The sequence below is a fragment of the Vibrio sp. J383 genome (assembly GCF_023503985.1).
Taxonomy (GTDB): domain Bacteria; phylum Pseudomonadota; class Gammaproteobacteria; order Enterobacterales; family Vibrionaceae; genus Vibrio; species Vibrio splendidus.
This window is the reverse complement of sequence record NZ_CP097293.1, coordinates 61,136-77,019: the sequence shown is the minus strand read 5'-3', so window position 1 is coordinate 77,019 and position 15,884 is coordinate 61,136. Positions and strand designations below refer to the sequence as shown.

The following is a 15,884-nucleotide window of genomic DNA, read 5'->3' as shown; positions in this document are numbered from 1 at the left end:
GGGAGGCGCTGAGGATGAAACCAGTGAGAAGTGTTACGTCGGGTTATCGCAAAACATCAGGGTAGGGACGAACCAATAGGCTCTGGTAGAAGAATTGGGTGTGTTAGGTAACGCTACAGACAAAACAAAAAGCTTGCACAGAGGCAAGCTTAGAAGATGTTAAGCCATTAAGCTCCTGGTGGAACCGCTAGGCTGTCGGCAATTTGTTGGATCAGCTGGTCTTCAACCGCAAACCTAGCCTCAAGAATCTCACCTACGAGTGACAGTTCACTATCAAAGCTTTCTAATGTATCACTAGCTTCAATGGCGGCATACTTGTCGGTGAAGTTGAGCAGAGGGTCCGTGGTAAGGACGATATGACCATAAGACTGGTTGATTTCGTCTGTTGCTTTGAAGCCAGTAGACTGCCATTTGTCCATCACCATGTCATAGATTTTGAAATGACCTTCGGAGATGTAATCAACAAGATGTTGGCTGAATTTTTGGAGTTCTTCTGGAGAAGGCAGTTCGGTGATTGCAGTTGCTTTCGACGATGAAGGCTGTAGAGCGGCAAGCTTACAATACTCAACGATTAGAGACTGTCGAGTTTCGAGCCAATGATCGATGACCTCATTAGAGCCACCCCATTGTTCTTGTATTTGTTTGAATTTATTTAGCATGACCATGTCCTCATGATCTGATCACAACCTTGTGATCAAGTAATTGCCTAAGTAAGGTCCATTTATTGGTATCTACTAAAAGTAATAGTTTGAATTATTCTCTGCTACAACTCTAGTATGAAATTAGATTGCCAGTAAAATGAACGAACTGCAAGCAATGAGGCATAGGGATGTTAAAAAAAAGTGATAACAAAATGACAGAGCAAGCTTATTGGTGCGTCGTTTCAGGTAGTGATATTTGGGTTAATAATGATCAGTTTCCTTATGGCTCAGCTGAAGAGCTAGGGCTGAGCGTCGAGCATGCAATCTGTATTGGTCAGCATCAAGGTCGTAAGGTGTATTGGCTCAACGACTGTGATGTTGAGAGTGAGCTGACCATGATGAACCTACGTGAGTTATTGCACTGGCCTGAATCGAGTTTTCTGACAGCAAGCAAAGCCATCCAGTATGGGCACATGACGCAAAGTATGCGTTTTTGTCCTCAGTGTGGCGGTCGTAATCACCTCAACCATAATCAGGTGGCGATGCAATGCGGAGACTGTCGAACACTTCATTATCCTCGCATCTTCCCGTGCATCATTGTCGCTGTACGAAACGACAACAAGATATTGCTTGCACAGCATCCAAGACATAAAACAGGTATGTATACCGTGATAGCGGGCTTCCTAGAGGTTGGAGAGACCTTAGAGCAGTGCGTGGCAAGAGAAGTCAAAGAAGAGACAGGCATCGATGTCAGTAATATTCGTTACTTTGGCAGCCAGCCATGGGCGTTTCCGTCGAGTATGATGGTGGCCTTTCTGGCTGACTATGCTGGTGGAACGCTTAAACCAGATTACAGTGAACTGTCGGATGCCCAATGGTTTGATGTAACAAGCCTGCCTGATGTTGCTCCTGTTGGAACGATTGCGAGACAATTGATTGATAAAACTGTGGGTGACGTGATGAATGATGGTGTGACGGAGCAGACGATAGAGTACTAATTTACCTATGATAGTATTTGGCCTATAGGTGGTCAAAAGCTAAAAAAAACCCTCCACAAGTGGAGGGGGTAAGTAAGATGTCGTTATGAGATGCTGAGTAGTGACTACTCAGATGTTATAATTGTAATTTTCGCTAGCGAACAAATTTTTAACATGCTCCCGTAATTGGGTGCAAACTAAGCATTGATTTAAAAGTTAATAACTTGATCTAGGTTGCAAAGCACACAGCTTTTACCCTTCAATCAGTGTTAGAATGCTTGCCATCAAAACTAGACAAGATTGAATTGGAATTTAACGGAATGACCGAATTAAAAAACGATCGCTATTTACGCGCACTTTTAAAACAGCCTGTTGATTACACACCAGTATGGATGATGCGCCAAGCTGGCCGCTATCTTCCAGAGTACAAAGCAACGCGCGCTGAAGCGGGCGATTTCATGTCTTTGTGCAAAAACGCTGAACTGGCATCAGAAGTAACACTTCAACCTTTACGTCGTTTCCCGCTTGATGCGGCAATCTTGTTCTCTGACATCCTAACTATCCCTGATGCAATGGGCTTAGGCTTGTACTTTGAAACTGGTGAAGGTCCTAAGTTTGAACGTCCTATCACATGTAAAGCTGACGTAGAGAAGATTGGCCTACCTGATCCAGAAGGCGAGCTTCAATACGTAATGAATGCTGTTCGTCAGATCCGTAAAGATCTGAAAGGCGAAGTGCCATTGATTGGTTTCTCTGGTAGCCCTTGGACACTGGCAACTTATATGGTTGAAGGCAGCAGCTCGAAGGCGTTTACTAAGATCAAGAAGATGATGTACGCAGAGCCACAAACACTGCATTTACTTCTAGATAAGCTGGCTGACACCGTTATTGAATACCTGAACGCGCAAATTAAAGCGGGTGCACAATCGGTAATGGTATTCGACACATGGGGTGGTGTACTTACTCCGCGTGACTACAACCTGTTCTCACTACAGTACATGCACAAAATTGTAGATGGCCTAATCCGTGAAAACGAAGGTCGCCGTGTACCGGTTACTCTGTTCACTAAGAACGGTGGCATGTGGCTAGAATCTATCGCAGCGACTGGCTGTGATGCGGTGGGCCTAGACTGGACAATCAATATTGCGGATGCAAAAGCGCGTATTGGCGATAAAGTGGCTCTACAAGGCAACATGGACCCATCAGTGCTTTACGCACAACCTGAGCGTATTCGTGAAGAAGTCGGCACTATCCTTGAAGGTTTTGGTGACGGCGGTACTGGTCACGTATTTAACCTTGGCCATGGTATTCACCTAGATGTGCCACCAGAGAATGCTGGTGTATTTGTGGACGCAGTTCATGACCTATCTAAGCCATACCATAAGTAATTAAGTATGTGTTTTTAGAAAAAGCGCTGTCGAGAAATCGGCAGCGCTTTTTTATTACCTTTTTATCCGCATCCAACATCGGCTTCATCATCGTGGATGTGCAGCTAATTAGGTATTTGGATCATGGTAGGCCAAATGCTCCGAGATGTGCTTTTGGATGTAAGGAATGACTTCACTTTCAAACCAAGGGTTCTTCTTGAGCCAGATATTATTGCGTGGCGAAGGGTGAGGTAGCGGCAAAAACTCAGGCGCCCATCTTTGCCAATTACGCACGGTTTCGGTTAGTGTGCTGGTGGTTTTATGTGTTAGGTAATAGTTTTGCGCGTATTGGCCAATCAGCAGTGTCATTTGAATGTTTGGTAGCGATTGCAGCACTTTGTTATGCCAAAGCTCCGCACACTCTTTACGTGGTGGGAGATCGCCACTCTTTCCCTTTCCCGGATAACAAAACCCCATAGGAACAATCGCGACTTTTTGTTCGTCATAAAACGTATCGCTATCTATCCCTAACCATTCTCTTAATCGTTCGCCACTGGCGTCGTTCCAAGGGATCGATGACTCATGAACCTTGATGCCGGGTGCCTGCCCAATAATAAGCAAGCGCGCGTTTGGGTGCGCTTGAATCACCGGGTTAGCACCGTGTGATAGGTGAGGCTCACAAGCTCGGCATTGTCGAATCTCTTTGAGTAACGATGAGGACATCAGTAGCCTTTATCAAAATCGATGACATGGTTCAGTTTAAAGCCATCTCGCCATTGTTGGTAATTCTCGGCGAAGATCTCTACCACCTGCCTTGGTTCACTTAGCGCTGCAATGTGCGGGGTGATGGTCACTTGCGGCAGTGTCCAGAAAGGGTGCTCCTGCGAGAGGGGCTCACTTTCAAACACATCCAAGAAAGCATGCTCAACCCACTTATTCTTAATCGCAAGCAGCAAGGCTTTTTTATCTAAGCTCTCTCCTCTGCCAACATTAAACAGCAGTACACTCGAGCAGTAACTTAAGGTCGTTTGATTGAGTAATTGATAGGTTTCAGCTGTTGATGGCAAGGTGTTGACCACAATATCCGCTTGCTTAAGGGCTGCCTCTATCTCATTGATGTGGAAAGTGTCTTTAAAGGTCTCTTGCTTTGATGGGATGCCGGTACGGTTGACTCCAATGGTATGAATACCAAAGGCAGCTGCGGTTTTCGCTAAATGACTTCCGATTGAACCTGTTCCTAAAATCACCATGGTTTTGTCAGTTAGGCTAGTATATAGCTGTGGCTGCCAGCTTCGTTGTGCTTGTTGTTGGTGGTAGTGAGGGAAGTGTCTACAGTGGCTGATCGTGTAACCTAACACGTATTCAGCAATCGCAGGGCCGAAGATGCCTTTGATGTTGGTCAGCGTATAATCTTGACGAAGATCCGGCTGAGTGAGTTTATTGATTCCTGCGTAGGTACTTTGCACCCAGTCTAGATGTTTAAACTCATTAAGTCGCTCTGCGATTAAAGGAGGAGAAGCCAGCACGATCTCAGCCAATTCGGGGTTTTGAGTGATTTCGAGGTCAGGTAACCCTTGGTTTAGAATCAGTTGCGTATAAGTATCGTCATGCTCAGTAAGAATATAGAGCTTATTCGTAAAATTGTTCATCGGCCTACCTTTTCCATCCTAGGTTTATCAAGTACACTTTCGCTGTCTTTTTCTGCAATTATTGAGTGACTATGCTTCAGAATCCACTGCAGGTTCGTCTAGAAAAGTTAGAACCTTGGCAACAAATTACCTTTATGGCGTGTCTATGTGAGCGTATGTACCCTAACTATGCCATGTTTTGTGAGAATACAGAATTTGCGGAAGCTCGAATCTATCGTGATGTTTTGGATAGCATTTGGGAAATCTTAACCGTTAAAACGGCAAAGGTGAATTTTGAGCGTCAGCTTGAGAAAGTCGAAGAGCTATTCCCAAGTGGAGATGATTTTGATTTCTACGGTGTTTACCCTGCGATGGACGCGTGCCAAGGCTTAGCAACGTTAATCCATGGCTTACTTGACCGTGAGCATCTGCTTGAAACTGTCATTAAAGTGAGTCAACAATCGGTGAAGACGGTTGCTGAGCTTGAGTTTGCTCAAGGCGCTGAAGAAGTGACAAACGAAAACCAGAAAGAAAACGAAGCGGTGTGTGAAGAGTGGGACGTTCAGTGGGCCATCTTCCGACCTCTACGTGAAACGACTGAGCGTGACCTAGAGCTGATCAAAGATCTACGCCACGAACTGCGTGAAGACCCAGTAAGTAACATTGGTGTAGCGTTATAATTCGCTATCGCATCAAAGTACGAATAAAAACAAAGGCTCCCTAGGGAGCCTTTGTTGTATCTGACGGTATCAAATTGAGATTAAGCGTCTTTTTTGTCTTCTTTTTGAACCTTGTCTTCATCCGCTGACTTTGAGTCTGAGGTGTCGTTGTCTGTTAGAGTTTTTTCCTCTAGCTCGTCCTCTTCATCGCGGTTTTCGATAACACCGTGTGTTTCTTTCCACTGTTCCCAACGCTGAAATGCCAGTTCTTGCATGTCAGTCGTCTTATCTGCCTCGTCGACAATCTCTTCGCCCACTAGGTGCTCAAAGATATCTTCTAGGGTGATGATGCCCTGAATCGTACCGTACTCGTCAACTACTAAGGAAAGCTGCAGGCGGTTTGCCATCATTTGGTCAAAGGCTTTAGCCAAGCCCATGTTGTTCAGCAACACGTGGATAGGGCGCATTACTTCACCCAGAGCTTTCTCGCCACAACCCGCCTGTTGCAATCTAAACAGCTCCAGACGGTGTACAAAACCAATGATGTTGTCAGTTTGCTCGCTGTAAACTAATGGGCGCGAGAATGGTGTGTCTTTGTGCTGCTCTAGGAACGTATTCACGCTCATTTCGGCATCGACGCGGAATACAACAGGGCGCGGTGTCATCACTTGCGTCACGGGCACATCTTGAATGCCTAATAGATTGCTCAGAATTTTTGATTCGCCTTCAGCAAACTCACCACTTTCTTTTGCCAAAATAGCCATTGCAGACAGCTCATCACGCATTTTTGGTGCTTGGTGGCCACGAGCAAGACGTTTGGTGATCTGTTCTGAGAACCAGACAAACGGTGTTAGAAAGAAAACCATCCAGCGAAGTACGTTTGATGATGCTGGAGCAAGTTGACGCCAGTAGGTTGCACCAATGGTTTTTGGAACAATCTCAGACAAAACCAAAATACCCAAAGTCAGTACGGCAGAGAATACACCTAACCATTGGCTACCAAAAACCACAGCCGCTTGTGCACCTGCCGTCGCAGCACCGATTGTGTGCGCGATGGTGTTGAGCGTTAAAATTGACGCGAGCGGGCGGTCAATGTCTGTTTTCAGTTTGTCTAAAGACTCTGCTGCCGGGTGCCCATTTTGTTTTAGTTGAGCAATATAGCTCGGACTAATACTCAAAAGTACAGCTTCTAAAACAGAACAAATGAAAGAAACTCCAATAGCAATGGAGACGTAAATAGTTAGCAGCAGCATGTTTGCCCTTAAATTAAATTGTACGCTTTAGCAGCGATTCAGCGTGGATTATAGAGATAAAGTAGTGGCTAGGTCATCATTAATTTGCCTCTCAGCCCCTTTTAAACAAGGGCTTGCTCAATAAAATCAGTAACAAATTGTGAGTTATTACTCATATTATGGCTAAAACTACGGCATTAGAGCTAAAGATCGACGACAAACCTTTGCCAGATGGGGCATTTATGTTTTAGAGTAAATTGAATTCAAAAATACAAAGAAGGGAAACCTAAAATGAACAAGACTCAATTAATCGACTTTATTGCTGAAAAAGCGGACCTTTCTAAAGCACAAGCTAAAGCTGCTCTAGAAGCGACTCTTGGTGGTGTTACAGATGCTCTTAAAGATGGCGATCAAGTTCAGCTAATTGGTTTTGGTACTTTTAAAGTAAACCACCGTGCAGCTCGCACTGGTCGTAACCCAAAAACTGGTGATGAGATCCAAATCGCTGCTGCAAATGTTCCAGCATTTGTTGCAGGTAAAGCGCTGAAAGATTCAGTGAAATAATCTAAACTGTACCGAGGTAGTCGTATTCCACCTCGGTACAGGTTTTTATGAAAAAAGCATTTCTTCTCGTTTCACTATTATCTACATTCCTCATTGGCTGTTCATCGACCAGCCCCAGCAAAAACCTAGAGCAATTTGAAACTCACACCGGCGGCCAAGTCATGGGCGACGCGACAAGTTTTTACTGGGTTACTAATAAACTAACACAACCTCATTCTTCAGCTGACTATGTCGCTGTCGGCGATTACGGCTGGTACCAAACTGACTATGCTTGGTCGGAAGGTATACTTCGTGAATTCGTTCGTGAAGGCGAACAGCGTAATTCATCGAATAAGCTGGTGCCTTATCGTGTTCATGTGCGTTTCAACAAGTCAGGCGAGGCTGTGTATCAGCAGTATCGTATTGACAGCAAAATCTTACCTATCCAAGCCAAGCAGCTTGAAAACTATCAGAAAGAAGCGACGTCGGTTCTAGAGACCACAACGAAGCAGCATGATGAAGGGCTTAGGCTGATTCAGGGTTACTGGAATGGCAGCTCTTTTAAAACGTGCGCTGGTGGTGAGTTTGAACGCATTGAATTTAACCAGACCTTGCCAGGCTTCGTGATTGACCGATTGGCGTCTGTGGAAAGCTATGCGGCGTTTCTTGGCAGTGACTTACTCGGTAAGATGAGCGTAGAAGAGTTACTGATGCTGGCTGAAGACAGTCATGATTGTGTCGTAAGGCCATCGTTGCTGAAAGAATAGAAAGCAATCAAAGAATTAAGAGTATTTGGCCTACTGTAGGCTAAGTGCTTATTTGCCTGTACAAATACAGTTTCTTGTATAGATGAGTGATAATAAAAAGGCGCCTATTGAGGCGCCTTTTTCTGTTATTCACTTGCTGTCATTTGCTTACTGTTATTGGAAAGTAAGCGAGCAACAAGATTGTTTACTGCTCTTGTTCGCGCGCAATCGCACGGTAACCAATGTCATTGCGGTGGAACATACCATTCCAGCTAACTTGCTTCGTCAACGCGTAAGCACGCTCTTGAGCCTCAGAAACCGTATTACCCAGTGCTGTTGCACAAAGTACACGACCGCCGTTTGTCACAACGTCGCCAGCTTCATTATTTGTCGTACCCGCGTGGAAAACCTTTTGGCCTTCAACTTCGCTTGTTGGTAGTGAAATAACGTCACCTTTTGCGTAGTCAGCAGGGTAACCGCCAGCCGCAAGAACAACACCGATAGAAGCGCGTGGATCCCACTTCGATTCTGCTTCGTCGAGCTTCTCGTCGATAGCCATTAGGCAAAGTTCAACAAGGTCTGACTCCATACGCATCATGATAGGTTGCGTTTCAGGGTCGCCGAAGCGGCAGTTGTATTCGATAACTTTAGGTGTGCCGTCAGCATCGATCATTAGGCCAGCGTAAAGGAAACCTGTGTAAGGTGCGCCTTCTGCGTCCATACCACGTACCGTTGGGTAGATAACTTCCTCAAGGATACGGTTGTGGATTTCTGGAGTTACAACCGGCGCAGGAGAGTAAGCACCCATGCCACCGGTGTTAGGACCAGTGTCTTTGTCGCCCACACGTTTGTGATCTTGGCTGGTGGCCATAGGAAGCACGCTAGAGCCGTCAACCATTACGATGAAGCTTGCTTCTTCGCCTTCGAGGAACTCTTCGATAACAACGCGGCTGCCTGCTTCGCCAAAGGCGTTGCCCGCTAGCATGTCTTTGATTGCGTCTTCTGCTTCTTCAAGGGTCATCGCAACGATAACGCCTTTACCCGCGGCAAGACCGTCAGCTTTCACTACGATTGGAGCACCTTGCTCGCGAACGTAAGCGATAGCGGGCTCAATCTCAGTGAAGTTTGAGTAGTAACCTGTTGGGATATCATGACGAGCTAGGAAGTCTTTGGTGAATGCTTTAGAGCCTTCAAGCTGTGCTGCCGCTTGAGTTGGGCCAAAGATTGGTAGGCCAACTTCACGGAATGCATCAACCACACCGATAACCAATGGTGCTTCAGGGCCCACGATAGTCAGTTCGATTTTTTTATCTTGAGCAAACGTGACTAAACCAGCGATGTCTTCAACGCCGATGTTTACGTTCTCTAGTTTCGGCTCAAGTGCAGTGCCTGCGTTGCCTGGAGCAATGAATACTGTTTCAACGTTTGGGTTTTGTGCCGCTTTCCAACCAAGTGCATGCTCACGACCGCCGGCACCGATAATCAATACATTCATGTTTTAAAATCCTTATAGCTGCTTCAGAGCCTTTATTTCTGTGTCAAACATGCTCACTTATGGTCATAAGCTCCGCGTGTTTTCCTTGAACTAAAGTCACTGACTTGCTCTACGTATTTCAAATATCGGAATATTTAAAAAAACAAAATTATAAGTTTTGCTCAAAGTAGTTGGTGATGTGGCTAGGCAGCAATTGAGCCCATCCCCGGGAGCATAGTCCGCTATGTGACCGGGGTGGGCGAAAGCAGCTAACGACGCCACAGTGCCAAATACGAGGAGGAAATTAGTGGCGGAAGTGACGCATGCCCGTAAAGATCATCGCCATGCCGTGTTCGTCTGCTGCAGCGATAACTTCGTCATCACGCATAGAGCCGCCCGGTTGGATAACACACTTGATGCCAGCTTCTGCTGCCGCGTCGATACCGTCACGGAATGGGAAGAATGCATCTGATGCCATCACACAACCTTCAACCTGTAGACCTTCGTCTGCAGCTTTGATGCCTGCGATTTTCGCAGAGTAAACGCGGCTCATTTGGCCAGCGCCCACACCAACCGTCATGTCACCCTTAGAGTAAACGATCGCGTTAGATTTAACGTACTTCGCTACTTTCCAGCAGAATAGAGCATCTTTTAGCTCTTCAGCCGTTGGTTGACGCTTAGAAACTACTTTTAGGTCGTCTTCAGAAACCATGCCTTGGTCGCGGTCTTGAACTAGCAGGCCGCCGTTAACGCGTTTCACGTCAAAACCAGTTGTCTTCGTTGTCCACTCACCACACTCAAGTAGGCGAAGGTTTTTCTTAGCTGCTACGATTGCTACTGCTTCAGCAGAAACAGACGGTGCAATGATAACCTCAACAAATTGACGCTCAGTGATAGCTGTTGCTGTTGCAGCGTCTAGCTCACGGTTGAAAGCAATGATGCCGCCAAATGCAGACGTTGGGTCTGTTTTGAATGCACGGTCGTAGGCTTCTAGGATGTCTTCACCCAGTGCAACACCACATGGGTTAGCGTGCTTAACAATTACACATGCTGGCTGGTCGAACTCTTTCACACATTCAAGTGCTGCGTCAGTGTCAGCGATGTTGTTGTAAGAAAGCGCTTTGCCTTGGATTTGGCGAGCTGTAGAAACTGATGCCTCTTCAGGGTTTGCTTCAACGTAGAAAGCTGCTGCTTGGTGGCTGTTTTCACCGTAGCGCATGTCTTGCTTCTTCTCGAACTGCTGGTTGAACGTGCGAGGGAATTTGCTCTCTTCATCGCCTTCCTTGTTCGCGCCGTAGCTAGGAACCATAGTGCCGAAGTAGTTAGCGATCATGCCGTCGTAAGAAGCCGTGTGCTCAAATGCCGCAATAGCGAGGTCGAAGCGAGTCTCTAGAGTTAGAGATTGCTCGTTAGCGTCCATTTCAGTGACAACGCGCTCGTAGTCGTGTGCGTTTACAACGATCGTTACGTCTTTGTGGTTTTTCGCTGCAGAGCGAACCATTGTAGGACCACCGATGTCGATATTCTCAACAGCGTCAGCAAGGGTACAACCTTCTTTAGCAACGGTTTCTGCGAATGGGTATAGGTTTACAACAACCATATCGATAGGGTTGATACCGTGAGTTTCCATCACGTCATCATCTTGGCCACGACGGCCTAGAACACCACCATGAACTTTTGGGTGCAGAGTCTTAACACGGCCATCCATCATTTCTGGGAAACCAGTGTAGTCAGATACTTCTGTAACAGAGATGCCTTTTTCAGCAAGCAGGCGAGCAGTGCCACCGGTAGATAGGATATCTACACCACGGTTAGCAAGAGCTTGTGCAAATTCAACGATACCAGTTTTGTCTGATACGCTGATGAGAGCGCGGCGAATTGGACGAGCGTTATTCATGCTTCCATCTTCCTCAAATTCATGGGGTTAAAATAAAGATATTTGCCAAAAAAGAACTTGTTTCTATCTTCTTAGCGTGGATTATCTTAGATACCAGTAAGAGATAAAATATTGGCCAGTTTTGGTAAAGACCTTTTGGGTTAGTCTTATGATTAAGCTATAAGATAACCAACTCCAAATTTGATGGCGCAGATTCTAACTAATTTATTACAAAAAAGCTCGCGCAATCGTTTGGCATCTCAAAATTAATTATGAAAAGTGCCATTTCAGCCTAAAAAGTAACGATAAGGTTAATTGTGGAATGGACGGAACAGTAGGAAAAAACATGTTTCAGATCGGTGAATTAGCGAAACGATGCGGTGTGACAACCGATACCTTACGATTTTATGAGAAGAATAACCTGATCGCGCCAGCCAGTCGCAGTGAGTCGGGTTATCGCCTATATGATGAAAATAACCAGAAACAGGTGACGTTTATTCTCAAATCTAAAGCGTTGGGACTGAGTCTGGACGAGATTAAAGAATTGCTTGAGATTCGTCTCGAAGCCACACAGCACAGTTGCGCCGAAGTGAAATCAATTACCTCAGCAAAACTAGAGATGATCGATGAGAAGATTACCGAGTTAACCAAGATTCGCACTGCACTTAAAAAGATCAATGATGCGTGTTGTGGCCACGTAGACGACGATGCAAGCCATTGTTCTATTCTGGCAGCCTTGGATTCAGCAAACGTTGATAAAGAGCGCTGCTGTCGCACTGGAGAGTAATCAGCCATCTATTACGGTTCGACAAGCCAAAAAAAAGCCAAACTCAAAAAATGAGCTTGGCTTTCCATTCAATAAATTACGAAAGAACGATTAGTTCATGCCGTATTTTTTAAGTTTCTTGCGAAGAGTACCGCGGTTAATACCCATCATGGTTGCTGCGCGAGTTTGGTTACCGCGAGTGTACTGCATGATAGTGTCTAGTAGTGGCTGTTCAACTTCAGCTAATACTAATTCGTATAACTCGCTGACTTCTTGACCGTTTAATTGAGCAAGGTAATTTTTCAATGATGCTTTAACTGAGTCACGTAGTGGTTTCTGCGTGATTTGGTCTTGTGATGTAACTGTAGTTACTGTCAATGCTTCTGAAGTCAGATTTTGTTCGAACATATTCGGTCTAGCTCTTCTCGTAATTATGGTGCAACGTTATCAAAAAAACCTTCTAGCGCTTCAAGCTGCAGATCACCTGCTTCGAATGCGTTGAAGGTACGGCGAAACTCACTCGCTTGTTCATGTTCTTTTAGGTACCAACCCACATGCTTACGAGCAATTCGGGGGCCTAAAAACTCGCCATAAAACTCATGTAGAGCGTTCACATGACCAAGCATGATGTCTTTCACTTCCGAAATCGGGAGCGGGTCCATCGTGGTGCCGTTTTCCAAATAGTGTAGGATTTCGTTAAAAATCCAAGGGCGTCCTTGGGCAGGTCGACCTATCATTAAAGCATCAGCACCGGTGTACTCCAGCACAAACTTCGCTTTTTCCGGACTATCGATATCACCGTTAGCGATAACCGGAATAGATACTGCTTGTTTCGCTGCTTTAATGTGTTTGTATTCTGCCTCACCTTTGTACATACAAGCGCGAGTTCTCCCGTGAAGGGCAAGAGCTTGTATGCCGCAGTCTTCGGCTATTTTCGCGATTTGGACACAGTTTCTATTGTCTGTATCCCAGCCTGTGCGCGTTTTCAACGTTACTGGAACGTCGACAGCATTTACCACAGCCTTCAGAATATCTTCAATGAGTTCTGGATGCTGAAGTAGGGCTGAGCCCGCAAGCTTCTTATTCACTTTTTTGGCTGGGCAACCCATATTGATATCGATGATTTGCGCACCGTTAGCAACATTGAATTGAGCAGCCTCGGCCATAAGCTGTGGATCTGCACCAGCGATTTGTACTGAACGAATGCCCGATTCGCCTTCATGTACCATACGCTGCTGAGATTTTGACGTTTTCCAAACTTTAGGATTGGAGGACATCATTTCACTGACTGCCATCCCCGCACCGTAACGAAGACACAACTCACGGAATGGTCTATCCGTTACGCCAGCCATAGGAGCGACGATTAGATTGTTCTTAAGTTGATAATTTCCGATTTTCAAAAATGTCATCACAGTTCTGTACCAGCAAGGGCGCGCATTTTACGCATTTTTTCGCTGCGTGAAAAGACTAATATTTGAGCATTTACAATTTGTTTTTGTAATTTGTTTAAATTTCAGTCAATTAGCGCTCAAAGTCTTACCTAGCCTTGCTTCTGACCTGAGATTCGACACCATTCTTGTTGTTCAATGATCGGATCAATGTGAAGCTCATCACGATAATAAGTCGCAACATCTTCCGCTTGTGTATCTAAAACACCCGACATCGCAAGTACACCATTTGGCTTAACTAGGCCTTTAATGATGCCAGAAAGGTCGCGTAATGGGCCTGCAAGGATGTTGGCAACAACAACGTCAGCAAGTAAACCTTCCGGTTGATCTTGTGGTAAGAAGACTTCTAGTTGCTCTGCCACGCCATTGCGTTGTGCGTTGTCTTTTGATGCAAGCAGGGCTTGAGGATCAATGTCGATCCCGATAACTTTTGCCGCGCCAAGTTTGATCGCAGCGATCGCTAGGATGCCTGAACCACAACCGAAATCGATCACGGTTTTGCCTGTAAGGTCTAAGCCTTCAAGCCACTCAAGACACAATGCCGTTGTCGGGTGAGTACCTGTACCAAATGCAAGACCGGGATCCAGCATTACGTTTACAGCGTCAGGTTCAGGGATATCGCGCCAGCTAGGGCAGATCCATAAACGCTCACCAAACTTCATTGGGTGGAAGTTGTCCATCCATTCACGTTCCCAATCCTTGTCTTCAATTTGCTCTACTTTATGAGCAAAGTCTGCAGGGAACATGTTGCTTGCTTTAATCTGCGCTAGAACGACACCAGTATCAGTCTCAGCGTCGTAAAGCGCGAGAATGTCAGTATCACCCCAAAGGCGAGTTTCACCCGGCAGAGGCTCAAATACAGGAGTATCTTGTGCATCCAGGAAAGTTACGGAAAGAGCACCAGTCTCTTCCATTAACATGTCGCCGATTTGTTCGGCATTTTCATTGGTCGCATTAAGCTTGATTTGAATCCAAGGCATGGCTGCATCTTCTATATGAGAAAAATTGGATGGGGAGTCTAGCAGAAAATATGAGCAAATTCATCAAAACCCCACGCATTATCATGGGGATTTTAGCTTGCCTTTTCCGGAGCACTAAAAACAAAAATGCTCACCGAAGTGAGCATTTTTTAGTGTTCTATAGAGAACTCATTACGGAAGGCTAGCTTCTATTGTAGACCAAGCTTCTTCTCAAGATAGTGGATGTTTGCACCACCGTGTTGGAAGTTTTCGTCGTTCATAATCGCTAATTGCAGCTCAGTATTGACGTTGATACCTTCAACAATCATTTCTGCTAGTGCGTTCTTCATACGTGCAATCGCTACGTCACGGTTCTCACCGTAAGTGATCAGCTTGCCGATCATTGAATCGTAGTGTGGTGGTACTGTGTAGCCAGTATAGATGTGAGATTCCCAACGAACACCCATACCACCTGGAGCATGGAAGCGCGTGATCTTACCTGGAGATGGTAAGAAACGAACTGGATCTTCCGCGTTGATACGACATTCGATTGAGTGGCCGCGCAGCTTAATATCATCCTGTGTGAATGATAGAGGCTGACCAGCAGCAATGCGAAGTTGCTCTTTCACTAGGTCGATACCCGTTACCATTTCAGTAATCGTGTGCTCAACCTGGATACGAGTGTTCATTTCGATGAAGTAGAACTCACCGTTCTCGTATAGGAATTCAAATGTACCTGCGCCGCGGTAACCAATCTCAAGACATGCACGAGTACAACGGTCACCGATGTACTTACGCATCTCTTCAGTGATACCCGGTGCTGGCGCTTCTTCCACAACTTTCTGGTGACGACGCTGCATTGAACAGTCACGCTCACCTAGGTGGATAGCATTGCCTTGACCATCTGCAAGCACTTGTACTTCAATGTGACGTGGGTTTTCTAGGAATTTTTCCATGTAAACCATGTCGTTATTGAAACATGCTTTTGCTTCAGCACGAGTCATTGCGATAGCTTCTGTTAGTTCTTTTTCAGTACGAACAACACGCATACCACGACCGCCGCCGCCGCCAGATGCCTTGATGATTACAGGGAAACCAATGCGCTTAGCGTGCGCTTTGTTTTTCACTTCATCATCATCAAGAGGGCCGTCAGAACCCGGTACACAAGGTACGCCAGCTTTCTTCATTGACGTGATAGCTGACACTTTGTCACCCATCATGCGAATGGTTTCAGCTTTAGGGCCAACGAAGATAAAACCACTGCGCTCTACCTGTTCTGCAAAATCTGCATTTTCAGATAGGAAGCCGTAGCCAGGGTGAACAGCTACTGCACCTGTAACTTCAGCTGCGCTGATGATACGAGGGATGTTTAGGTAGCTATCGATACCACGAGCTGGACCGATACAAATGGTTTCGTCAGCAAGCAGTACGTGCTTAAGATCGCGGTCAGCTGTTGAGTGAACCGCTACCGTTTTGATGCCAAGCTCTTTACATGCTCGCAGAATACGCAGTGCAATTTCACCACGGTTCGCGATTACTAATTTATCTAACATAATGAGTGCTCTCTA

At 45.7% G+C, this 15,884-nt stretch carries 16 protein-coding genes; 6 read left to right on the top strand and 10 right to left on the bottom strand.

The features are described from left to right. Positions 1-167 precede the first annotated feature (167 nt). Positions 168-665, bottom strand: coding sequence for an Rsd/AlgQ family anti-sigma factor (locus tag M4S28_RS00360; RefSeq protein ID WP_017083833.1), 498 nt, complete (start codon positions 663-665; stop codon positions 168-170). Positions 666-829: 164 nt separating this feature from the next. Here M4S28_RS00360 and nudC point away from each other — a divergent pair, with 164 nt between their 5' ends. Beyond that, a complete protein-coding gene (gene nudC / locus M4S28_RS00355) occupies positions 830-1,639 on the top strand; it encodes an NAD(+) diphosphatase (RefSeq protein ID WP_061023624.1) in 810 nt (269 codons plus the stop codon). Positions 1,640-1,938: 299 nt separating this feature from the next. Continuing rightward, positions 1,939-3,006 carry a uroporphyrinogen decarboxylase gene (gene hemE / locus M4S28_RS00350; protein ID WP_004729761.1) on the top strand — a complete coding sequence of 356 codons (1,068 nt, stop codon included), beginning with the start codon at positions 1,939-1,941 and terminating at the stop codon, positions 3,004-3,006. Positions 3,007-3,114: 108 nt separating this feature from the next. On the opposite strand, the gene M4S28_RS00345 is transcribed toward hemE, so the two are convergent. Both M4S28_RS00345 and M4S28_RS00340 read right to left on the bottom strand, forming a co-directional pair. Beyond that, positions 3,115-3,708: a uracil-DNA glycosylase family protein gene (locus tag M4S28_RS00345; RefSeq protein WP_108152524.1), complete on the bottom strand. Its 594-nt coding sequence runs from the start codon at positions 3,706-3,708 to the stop codon at positions 3,115-3,117. After that, complete coding sequence (locus tag M4S28_RS00340) at positions 3,708-4,634, bottom strand: D-2-hydroxyacid dehydrogenase (RefSeq protein ID WP_249632125.1); 927 nt, start codon at positions 4,632-4,634, stop codon at positions 3,708-3,710. Before M4S28_RS00340 ends, M4S28_RS00345 begins: the two co-directional genes overlap by 1 nt. Positions 4,635-4,705: 71 nt before the next feature. On the opposite strand from M4S28_RS00340, the gene M4S28_RS00335 reads away from it, so the two are divergent. After that, positions 4,706-5,293, top strand: a complete 588-nt coding sequence (locus M4S28_RS00335; protein ID WP_004729756.1) for a YjaG family protein — start codon at positions 4,706-4,708, stop codon at positions 5,291-5,293. Between the two features lie 80 nt (positions 5,294-5,373). On the opposite strand, the gene M4S28_RS00330 is transcribed toward M4S28_RS00335, so the two are convergent. Next, positions 5,374-6,525 (bottom strand): CNNM domain-containing protein, encoded by a 1,152-nt coding sequence (locus tag M4S28_RS00330; RefSeq protein ID WP_017077566.1) that lies wholly within the window; start codon positions 6,523-6,525, stop codon positions 5,374-5,376. Positions 6,526-6,795: 270 nt separating this feature from the next. Here M4S28_RS00330 and hupA point away from each other — a divergent pair, with 270 nt between their 5' ends. Further along, entirely contained in the window at positions 6,796-7,068 is a 273-nt protein-coding gene (gene hupA / locus M4S28_RS00325; RefSeq protein ID WP_004729753.1) for a nucleoid-associated protein HU-alpha, read from the top strand. A 47-nt stretch (positions 7,069-7,115) separates the two neighbouring features. Then, entirely contained in the window at positions 7,116-7,814 is a 699-nt protein-coding gene (locus tag M4S28_RS00320; RefSeq protein ID WP_249632124.1) for a DUF1481 domain-containing protein, read from the top strand. A gap of 184 nt (positions 7,815-7,998) precedes the next feature. On the opposite strand, the gene purD is transcribed toward M4S28_RS00320, so the two are convergent. Both purD and purH read right to left on the bottom strand, forming a co-directional pair. After that, on the bottom strand, positions 7,999-9,288 hold the full coding sequence (purD, locus tag M4S28_RS00315; RefSeq protein ID WP_151408209.1) for a phosphoribosylamine--glycine ligase: 1,290 nt from the start codon (positions 9,286-9,288) through the stop codon (positions 7,999-8,001). 283 nt (positions 9,289-9,571) lie between these two features. After that, positions 9,572-11,164 carry a bifunctional phosphoribosylaminoimidazolecarboxamide formyltransferase/IMP cyclohydrolase gene (gene purH / locus M4S28_RS00310; protein WP_017077568.1) on the bottom strand — a complete coding sequence of 531 codons (1,593 nt, stop codon included), beginning with the start codon at positions 11,162-11,164 and terminating at the stop codon, positions 9,572-9,574. Positions 11,165-11,489: 325 nt separating this feature from the next. Between purH and zntR the strand changes: the two genes are divergently transcribed. After that, positions 11,490-11,930, top strand: coding sequence for a Zn(2+)-responsive transcriptional regulator (gene zntR / locus M4S28_RS00305; RefSeq protein WP_249632123.1), 441 nt, complete (start codon positions 11,490-11,492; stop codon positions 11,928-11,930). Between the two features lie 90 nt (positions 11,931-12,020). Here the strand turns inward: zntR and fis are convergent, their stop codons facing one another. From fis to accC, 4 genes are all read right to left on the bottom strand, one after another. Then, entirely contained in the window at positions 12,021-12,317 is a 297-nt protein-coding gene (fis, locus tag M4S28_RS00300; protein ID WP_004729744.1) for a DNA-binding transcriptional regulator Fis, read from the bottom strand. Between the two features lie 23 nt (positions 12,318-12,340). Continuing rightward, the gene (gene dusB / locus M4S28_RS00295; protein ID WP_102500064.1) at positions 12,341-13,309 is read right to left on the bottom strand and encodes a tRNA dihydrouridine synthase DusB; all 969 of its coding nucleotides are present in this window, start codon (positions 13,307-13,309) and stop codon (positions 12,341-12,343) included. A gap of 140 nt (positions 13,310-13,449) precedes the next feature. Then, on the bottom strand, positions 13,450-14,337 hold the full coding sequence (gene prmA, locus M4S28_RS00290) for a 50S ribosomal protein L11 methyltransferase (protein ID WP_017083825.1): 888 nt from the start codon (positions 14,335-14,337) through the stop codon (positions 13,450-13,452). A 188-nt stretch (positions 14,338-14,525) separates the two neighbouring features. After that, on the bottom strand, positions 14,526-15,869 hold the full coding sequence (gene accC, locus M4S28_RS00285) for an acetyl-CoA carboxylase biotin carboxylase subunit (protein ID WP_004729738.1): 1,344 nt from the start codon (positions 15,867-15,869) through the stop codon (positions 14,526-14,528). Between the last annotated feature and the right edge of the window lie 15 nt (positions 15,870-15,884).